At 65.6% G+C, this 8,223-nt stretch carries 6 protein-coding genes and 1 pseudogene; 5 read left to right on the top strand and 2 right to left on the bottom strand.

Features of this window, described 5'->3' with window-relative positions:
• Both VFA16_RS23190 and panB read right to left on the bottom strand, forming a co-directional pair.
• On the bottom strand, positions 1–461 hold a 461-nt coding region (locus VFA16_RS23190; RefSeq protein WP_324970090.1), incomplete at its 3' end, for a CYTH domain-containing protein.
• A gap of 169 nt (positions 462–630) precedes the next feature.
• Complete coding sequence (gene panB, locus VFA16_RS23185) at positions 631–1,476, bottom strand: 3-methyl-2-oxobutanoate hydroxymethyltransferase (protein ID WP_324970089.1); 846 nt, start codon at positions 1,474–1,476, stop codon at positions 631–633.
• 184 nt (positions 1,477–1,660) lie between these two features.
• On the opposite strand from panB, the gene VFA16_RS23180 reads away from it, so the two are divergent.
• The 5 genes and pseudogenes from VFA16_RS23180 to VFA16_RS23160 form a co-directional block, all read left to right on the top strand.
• Positions 1,661–3,052 (top strand): wax ester/triacylglycerol synthase family O-acyltransferase, encoded by a 1,392-nt coding sequence (locus tag VFA16_RS23180; RefSeq protein WP_324970088.1) that lies wholly within the window; start codon positions 1,661–1,663, stop codon positions 3,050–3,052.
• A 59-nt stretch (positions 3,053–3,111) separates the two neighbouring features.
• Positions 3,112–4,662 (top strand): alpha/beta hydrolase, encoded by a 1,551-nt coding sequence (locus tag VFA16_RS23175; RefSeq protein WP_324970091.1) that lies wholly within the window; start codon positions 3,112–3,114, stop codon positions 4,660–4,662.
• A 163-nt stretch (positions 4,663–4,825) separates the two neighbouring features.
• Positions 4,826–6,370 carry an alpha/beta hydrolase gene (locus VFA16_RS23170; protein ID WP_324970087.1) on the top strand — a complete coding sequence of 515 codons (1,545 nt, stop codon included), beginning with the start codon at positions 4,826–4,828 and terminating at the stop codon, positions 6,368–6,370.
• Between the two features lie 49 nt (positions 6,371–6,419).
• On the top strand, positions 6,420–7,760 hold the full coding sequence (glnA, locus tag VFA16_RS23165; protein WP_324970086.1) for a type I glutamate--ammonia ligase: 1,341 nt from the start codon (positions 6,420–6,422) through the stop codon (positions 7,758–7,760).
• 40 nt (positions 7,761–7,800) lie between these two features.
• Positions 7,801–8,223, top strand: a pseudogene (locus VFA16_RS23160) (bifunctional [glutamine synthetase] adenylyltransferase/[glutamine synthetase]-adenylyl-L-tyrosine phosphorylase); the annotation flags it as partial.

Below are 8,223 nucleotides of genomic sequence, written 5' to 3'. Positions count from 1 at the left end.
TCGCAGAACTCGGCCAGCACATCACTGTCGGCGCCGTAGAGCAAGTGCACTTCGCGGGCGGTGGTAATCCGAGCGACCGGCTCCAGCGGACGGTCGCGAACGACGGCCCTCACCACGTCGACCAATTCGTCGGGCACGTCGCGCGTCACGTGGTCGACGCCGTCGTTCTGAGCGGTGTCCAGTGGGGCCCGGATCTCGGTGCGGGCATCCGGACCGGCGGGCAACTTCAGGTGCCAACCCTCGTCGGACCCACCGGTGCGCCGACGCAGCGTGATCCCTTTGGCCGCCAGATCGCGACCAGGAGTGTCGAAGTACACCGCGTCCAGCACCTGCGTTGGCGACTTCTCCACCCGGCTGACCGCTGCGATGCCGTCGAACGACGGCGACACCGTCGACTCGACAACGTCGAACTTGCGTTCCACCTCCGTGTAGCGCGACGTTGCCGGGGCTTTGACGGCCATGTTCGCCTCCGAGGTGCTGCGCCGCGGTGGAAAGAGGAGTGTTACTGCTGAGGGTGCCATATCGCAGTACGCACGCGCGAGCAGACGCAAAAGCACCCTAAACGGCGCGCAGTAGATTGATTTTGCGTTTCAGTGACCGGGCAGTGCCCGGCGAACACGGCAGTAGGAATCAGAAGCTGTGCTCGTCGGCGGGGAAGGTTCCGCTGGCCACCTCTTGAGCGTATTCCATTGCGGCCCTAAGTAATTCGCCCGCCACATCGCCGAAGCGCTTCACAAAGCGCGCGGTCTTGCCGCTGGTAAGCCCGGCCATGTCCTGCCACACCAGCACCTGGGCGTCACAGTTGGGGCCGGCTCCGATCCCGACGGTCGGGATGGTCAGCTTGCCGGTGATCTGGGTGGCCAGTTCCGCCGGAACCATCTCCATCACGACGGAGAAGGCGCCGGCTTCCGCGACCGCGATGGCGTCCGCGATGGTCTGCTCGGCGGCGTCCCCGCGACCCTGCACCCGAAACCCGCCCAGGCTGTTGACACTTTGCGGGGTGAATCCGATGTGCGCCATCACCGGGATCCCCGCTGCAGTCAATGCGGAGATCTGTTCGCGGACCCGCTCGCCGCCTTCGAGCTTGACCGCGTGCGCGCCGCCCTCCTTCATGAATCGGGTCGCCGCGGCCAGCGCTGCGCCGGGGCCGGCCTCGTAACTTCCGAACGGCAGGTCGGCGACGACGAGCGCATGTGGTGCGCCGCGCACCACACCGCGAACCAGCGGGATGAGCTCGTCGACCGAGATCGGCACGGTGGTGTCGTAGCCGTAGACGACGTTGGCGGCGGAATCGCCGACCAGCAGCACTGGAATTCCGGCGTCGTCGAAGATTCGTGCGGTGGAGTAGTCGTAGGCGGTCAGCATCGCCCACTTGTGGCCGTCGGCCTTCATCTTCTGCAGATGGTGGACGCGGGTCTTGGTTCGCGGCGTTCCCGTGGCGGCCGCAGTCCCCCCGTAAACAGTGTGCTCAGACATCATTGTCCTCGAGTGTTGGTCGATTCGATCCTCGCGGCCTCGTAGGGTCCCCGGGTTCGTTGGACAGTCCCAGTCTGCCATCTGCGGCAACAGCTACCCATAGCAGGTCCAGTGGACTTTGTCACACCGCCGGTCGTTGAGCGATTACAGCGCCACCGTGGGGCGTCGGACATACCATCTGCGCATGCAACGGCTCAGCGGACTCGACGCCAGCTTCCTCTACCTGGAAACCCCCTCCCAGCCGATGCATGTCTGTTCGATCCTGGATCTGGACACCTCCACGATGCCGGGCGGCTACACGTTCGACCGGTTCCGCGACAACTTGTCGCTGCGGATGAAGGCGATGCCGCAGTTTCGCGAGAAGCTGGCCAACAGCCCGCTGAATCTCGACCATCCGGTCTGGGTGGACGACAAGCACTTCGACGTCGATCGGCACCTGCACCGCATCGGGTTGCCGCCGCCGGGTGGGCGGGCCGAATTGGCCGAAATCTGTGGCCATATCGCATCATTGCCGCTGGACCGCAGCCGGCCGCTGTGGGAGATGTGGGTCATCGAGGGTGTCGCCGGCACCAATCCGCAACAAGACGGCCGCTTGGCGGTGATGACCAAGGTGCACCACGCCGGCGTGGACGGTGTGACCGGCGCGAACCTGATGTCGCAGCTGTGCAGCACCGAAGCCGACGCACCGCCGCCGGAAGCTGTGGACGGTGTCGGCGACGCCAATCAGCTCGAAATCGCGCTGACCGGGCTAACCAGGTTCGCAACGCGCCCACTGCAATTGGTTAACGTGTTACCGAAAACCGCGTCTTCTGTGGTGGAAACGTTGGCGCGGGCACGCGTCGGATTAGCCATGGCGCGTCCGTTCGCGGCGCCGCGGACCGCGTTCAACGCGACGGTCACCGGCAGGCGCAACGTCGCCTATGCGCAGCTGGATCTCGACGACATCAAGACCGTCAAGAACCACTTCAACGTCAAGGTCAACGACGTGGTGATGGCGTTGGTTTCCGGGGTGCTGCGCCAATTTCTGCTCGACCGCGGCGAGCTGCCCGATTCGTCGTTGGTTGCCATGGTGCCGGTTTCGGTGCACGGCAAGTCGGATCGCCCTGGCCGCAACCAGGTTTCGGGCATGTTTTCCCGTCTGGAGACGCATATCGCGGATCCCGCAGAACGGCTGAAGTCCATTGCTGAGGAGAATTCTGTTGCTAAGCAACATAGTTCGGCGATCAGCGCCTCGTTGCTGCAGGATTGGTCGCAATTCGCGGCGCCGGCGGTCTTCGGTCTGGCGATGCGGGCTTACGCCAGAAGCCGGCTGACCAGGAGCCGGCCGGTGCATAACTTGGTGATCTCCAATGTGCCGGGGCCGCAGATGGCGCTGTACTTCCTGGGTTGTGAAGTCAAGGCGATGTACCCGTTGGGACCGGTTTTCCATGGGTCGGGCCTCAACATCACCGTGATGTCGCTGAACGGCAAGCTCGACGTCGGCATCATGTCGTGCCCGGATCTACTGCCGGACTTGTGGAACTTGGCCGACGACTTCTCGGTGGGGATGGAAGAGCTGCTACTGGCGACCCGTTAGCCGCCACCACGCGCAGGCTAGCCCGGGCGTGCGGACGTCGCATGGCAGCATGGTTTGTCATGGGCCTGCCTCGTTGCGACAAGATCGCGCGCACCACGCTGATCGTGATCACCGCGATGGTACTGGTCGCCGGCTGCACGCAGATGGTTTCTGGGCGGGCTGTGCAGGCCGGTCCGAAGATAGGGCAGCCGCTGCAGTGGGGAGTGTGTCATTTTCGGGGCGGCAGCTCAGTGAAGGTTCCGCCCGGCGCCCAGTGCGGCAAGATCGCCGTGCCCGTGGACTACCGCCACCTCGACGGCGCGTCCGCGACCCTGGCAATGATGCGATTCCCGGCCACCGGCGACAAGATCGGTTCGCTGATCATCAACCCCGGCGGTCCCGGGGAGTCGGGCATCGAGGCCGCCGTCGGGGTGGTACAGGCGCTGCCGCCGCGGGTCCGCGAGCGGTTCGACCTGGTCGGTTTCGATCCCCGCGGGGTGGCGTCGTCGCGGCCCGCCATCTGGTGTAACTCCGACGCCGACAACGACCGACTGCGCGCCGAGCCGCAAGTCGACTACAGCCCCGCCGGTGTGGCGCACATCGAGGGCGAGACCAAGGACTTCGTCCAGCGCTGCATAGACAAGATGGGCAAGGAGTTCCTGGCGAACGCCGGAACCGTCAATGTCGCACGCGATTTGGAGGCTGTCCGCAAGGCGGTCAGCGACGACAAACTCACCTACCTGGGTTACTCGTATGGAACCCGGATCGGCGCGGCCTACGCGGAGGCCTACCCGAAGAACGTCCGGGCGATGATCCTCGACGGCGCCGTCGACCCAAACGCCGATCCCATTGAGCAAGACCTGCGCCAGGCCAAGGGATTTCAGGATGCGTTCAACGACTTCGCCGCCGACTGCGCGAAAACGCCAACCTGTCCACTGGGCACCGATCCCGCCAAATCGGTTGACGTCTACCACAGCTTGGTCGACCCGCTGGTCGACCCCGCCAACCCAATGGTCAGCAAGCCGGCGCACACTTCCGATCCGCGTGGGTTGAGCTACAGCGACGCGATCGTCGGCACGATCATGGCGCTGTACACGCCGACCCTGTGGCGTCATTTGACCGACGGCTTGACGGAGTTGGCCGACCACCGCGGCGACACCTTGCTTGCCCTGGCCGACATGTACATGCGCCGGGATCCGCACGGCCACTACACCAACGCCAACGATGCCCGGGTCGCGATCAACTGCGTCGACCAGCCTCCGGTCAAAGACCGGGCCAAGGTCATCGACGAGGACCGCCGATCCCGCGAGATCGCCCCGTTTATGAGCTACGGCAAGTTCACCGGCGACGCGCCGTTGACGGCCTGTGCGTTCTGGCCCGTGCCGCCCACCACCAAGCCGCACGTCATCTCCGCGCCGGGGCTTGCGCCAACGATGGTGGTATCGACCACCCATGACCCGGCCACTCCGTACAAGGCGGGAGTGGACCTCGCCAAACAACTTGGCGGCGCGCTGCTCACCTTCGACGGAACCCAGCACACGGTCGTCTTTCAAGGCAACCACTGCGTCGACGACTATGCGACGGCGTATCTGGTCGATGGCAAGGTGCCACCGTCAGGCGCGAAGTGCTGACCTGAGCTTCGCCCGGCGACGATGCAGGGGGGACCCCAGCTTGCTAGGGGACGCGCAGCGCGATGAGGAGGAGCCGGGCCATTGACCTTGAGCTGCGCTGCGGCCGATACGTGATCAACGTGTGATCGTTTGGCCGCCACGGCGACCGGCGCACCATGCGACGATGACAGCCATGGGGCGCATGAGACAGCTTGGCTCAGCGCTGCTTTCATTCGGGCTGGTGGTGGCCGTCGGATCGCCGGCCAGCGCCACCCCGGAATCCGGCGCCGGACCGGCTCCCGGCTCGGCTGTCCCGCAGCCGCCGGCTTTGCAGTGGGGCAGCTGCGCGCCGTTCGTCGACGACACCAGTGACATCCCCAGCGCCCGCTGCACCACGGTGGCGGTGCCGGTCGACTACGACAATCCCGGTGCCGCGCATGCCCAGCTCGCGGTGATCCGGATTCCGGCGACCGGTCAGCGGCTCGGCTCGCTGCTGGTCAATCCGGGCGGGCCCGGGGCGTCGGCGGTCGACAGCGTCGCCAGCATGGGCGCGGCGTTGGCCGGCAGCCCAGTCAACGAGCATTTCGACTTGGTCGGATTCGACCCGAGAGGCGTTGGCCATTCGACACCGGAAGTGCGTTGCCGCAGCGACGCCGAGTTCGACGACTACCGGCGCGACCCGATGGTCGACTACAGCCCGACCGGAGTGACGCACATCGAGAAGGTCTATCAACAACTGGCCCAGCGCTGCGTCGACCGGATGGGCCCGACGTTCCTTCACAACATCGGCACCGCCTCCGTCGCGCGGGATATGGATGCGGTTCGCCAGGCGCTCGGCGACCAGCAAATCAACTACCTCGGCTTCAGCTACGGCACCCAGTTGGGCACCGCCTACCTCGAACGGTTCGGCGACCACGTGCGCGCGATGGTGCTCGACGGCGCCATCGATCCCAGCGTCGGGCCCGTTCAGCAGAACATCGACCAGATGGCCGGCTTCCAGACCGCGTTCAACGACTATGCCGTCGACTGCGCGCGCTCGACCGACTGCCCGCTTGGCACCGACTCCGCCCAGTGGGTCAACCGCTATCACGCTCTGGTCGACCCGCTGGCCGACAAGCCCGCCAAGACGTCGGACCCACGCGGGCTCGGTTACGCCGACGCGACCATCGGGACCATCAACGCGCTGTACACCCCGCAGTACTGGAAGTACCTGACCAGTGGTCTGTTAGGCCTGCAACGCGGCACCGACCCTGTGGACCTGTTGCGTCTTGCCGACGACTACGACGGCCGCGACGCCAAGGGCCACTACGACAACGGCCAGGACGCGTTCAACGCGGTCCGCTGCGTGGACGCGCCGACGCCCACCGACTCGGCCTCTTGGGTGGCCGCCGACCGGCAGATCCGCCAAGCGGCGCCGTTCCTGAGCTACGGGCAGTTCACCGGTTTTGCGCCCCGCGATTTGTGCGCATTGTGGCCGGTGCCGGCGACCTCGGCACCGCACCGGGCCGCACCGGCAACGCCGGGCAAGGTCGTCGTCGTCTCCACCACCCACGACCCCGCTACCCCGTACCAAGCCGGTGTCGACCTCGCCCGTCAACTGGGCGCCCCCCTGGTCACCTATGACGGAACCCAGCACACCGCGGTGTTCAACGGCGACAAATGCGTCGATACAGCCGTCGTTCGCTACTTCGTCGAGAAGGTGTCACCGCCGGGTAACTTACGTTGTTAGCTGGACAGCCGTAACACAGAATTAACAGCCACTGCATACTGTTCCGGATATGGATCGGCAAAAGGAATTCGTGCTTCGCACGCTGGAGGAACGGGACATCCGTTTCGTTCGGCTGTGGTTTACCGACGTGCTCGGATTCCTCAAGTCGGTGGCGATCGCGCCCGCTGAACTCGAAGGCGCCTTCGAGGAAGGAATCGGTTTCGACGGATCCTCGATCGAGGGCTTCGCGCGGGTCTCCGAATCTGACACCGTCGCGCATCCCGACCCGTCGACCTTCCAGATCCTGCCCTGGACCACCACCTCCGGCCATCATCACTCGGCGCGGATGTTTTGCGACATCAAGATGCCGGACGGCTCGCCGTCGTGGGCCGACCCGCGGCATGTGCTGCGCCGGCAGCTCGGCAAAGCCAACGACCTCGGGTTCTCCTGCTATGTGCATCCCGAGATCGAGTTTTTCTTGCTGCAGCCCGGTCCCGACGACGGGTCGCCGCCGGTTCCGGCCGACGACGCCGGTTATTTCGACCAGGCGGTGCACGACTCGGCGTCGAACTTCCGCCGGCGGGCGGTCGAGGCGCTGGAATCGATGGGAATCTCGGTGGAGTTCACCCACCACGAAGGCGCACCCGGCCAGCAGGAGATCGACCTGCGCTTCGCCGACGCGCTGTCGATGGCCGACAACGTGATGACCTTCCGCTACCTCATCAAGGAAGTCGCGCTGGGAGAGGGCGTGCGGGCGACGTTCATGCCCAAGCCGTTTGGGCAGTACCCCGGCTCGGCGATGCACACCCACATGAGCCTGTTCGAGGGCGATGTGAACGCGTTCCACAGTCCCGACGACCCACTGCAACTGTCCGACGTCGCCAAGTCGTTCATCGCCGGCATCCTCGAGCACGCCTCGGAGATCAGCGCGGTCACCAACCAGTGGGTGAACTCCTACAAACGGCTGGTGCACGGCGGCGAGGCACCGACCGCCGCATCCTGGGGTGCGGCCAACCGCTCGGCGCTGGTGCGGGTTCCGATGTACAGCCCACGCAAGACCTCCTCGCGGCGCATCGAAGTGCGCAGCCCCGACTCGGCGTGCAACCCGTACCTCACGTTCGCTGTGCTGCTCGCGGCCGGGCTGCGCGGTGTGGAAAAGCACTACGCGCTGGGTCCGCAGGCCGAGGACAACGTCTGGGATCTGACTCCCGAAGAGCGTCGCGCGATGGGTTACCGCGAATTGCCGTCCAGCCTCGACAGTGCGCTTCAGCAAATGGAAAACTCCGAGCTCGTCGCAGAAGCCTTGGGAGAGCACGTTTTCGACTTCTTCCTGCGTAACAAGCGCTCGGAGTGGGCGAACTACCGCAGCCACGTCACCCCCTACGAGCTCAAGACTTATTTGTCGCTGTAGCACCTGAACGGCCTGACGACGGTGCGCTACCGTCGTCGTCGTGACCAGACCCGCTACCCAGCGCCCCAAAGTGCCCAGCGCGGGCCGGCTGGGATTGGTCGACCCGCGCGCGAGCGACTTCCTGGCGCAGTTGGGCTGGGATACCGAGGCGCATGTCGAGCTGTTGTGGTCGCTCTCCCGGGCACCGGATGCCGATGCGGCGCTGGGCGCGCTCGTCCGGCTCTCGGAGAATCCTGACGTCGGGTGGGACGAGCTGGACGCCGCGCTGCGCAGTGACCGCAGCGTGAGGGGCCGGCTGTTCGCGGTGCTCGGCTCCTCGCTCGCGCTCGGGGATCACCTGGTGGCCCACCCACGCTCTTGGCGACTGCTAGCCGGCAACCTGACACTGCCGTCAGCGGATCAGCTGCGCCGGATCTTTCTCGACTGTGTCACCGAAAACCCAAGCGACGCAGTCATATCCGAG

It is taken from the genome of Mycobacterium sp. (assembly GCF_035653355.1).
Lineage (GTDB): Bacteria > Actinomycetota > Actinomycetes > Mycobacteriales > Mycobacteriaceae > Mycobacterium.
This window is presented reverse-complemented; position numbering and strand designations above follow the sequence as displayed.

Excerpts from the sequence above, each read along its gene's own strand:
- VFA16_RS23180 (WP_324970088.1), top strand. The coding sequence starts at position 1,661 with ATGCAACGGCTCAGCGGACTCGACGCCAGCTTCCTCTACCTGGAAACC.
- glnA (WP_324970086.1), top strand. The coding sequence starts at position 6,420 with ATGGATCGGCAAAAGGAATTCGTGCTTCGCACGCTGGAGGAACGGGAC.
- VFA16_RS23170 (WP_324970087.1), top strand. The coding sequence starts at position 4,826 with ATGACAGCCATGGGGCGCATGAGACAGCTTGGCTCAGCGCTGCTTTCA.
- VFA16_RS23175 (WP_324970091.1), top strand. The coding sequence starts at position 3,112 with ATGGGCCTGCCTCGTTGCGACAAGATCGCGCGCACCACGCTGATCGTG.
- panB (WP_324970089.1), bottom strand. The coding sequence starts at position 1,476 with ATGTCTGAGCACACTGTTTACGGGGGGACTGCGGCCGCCACGGGAACG.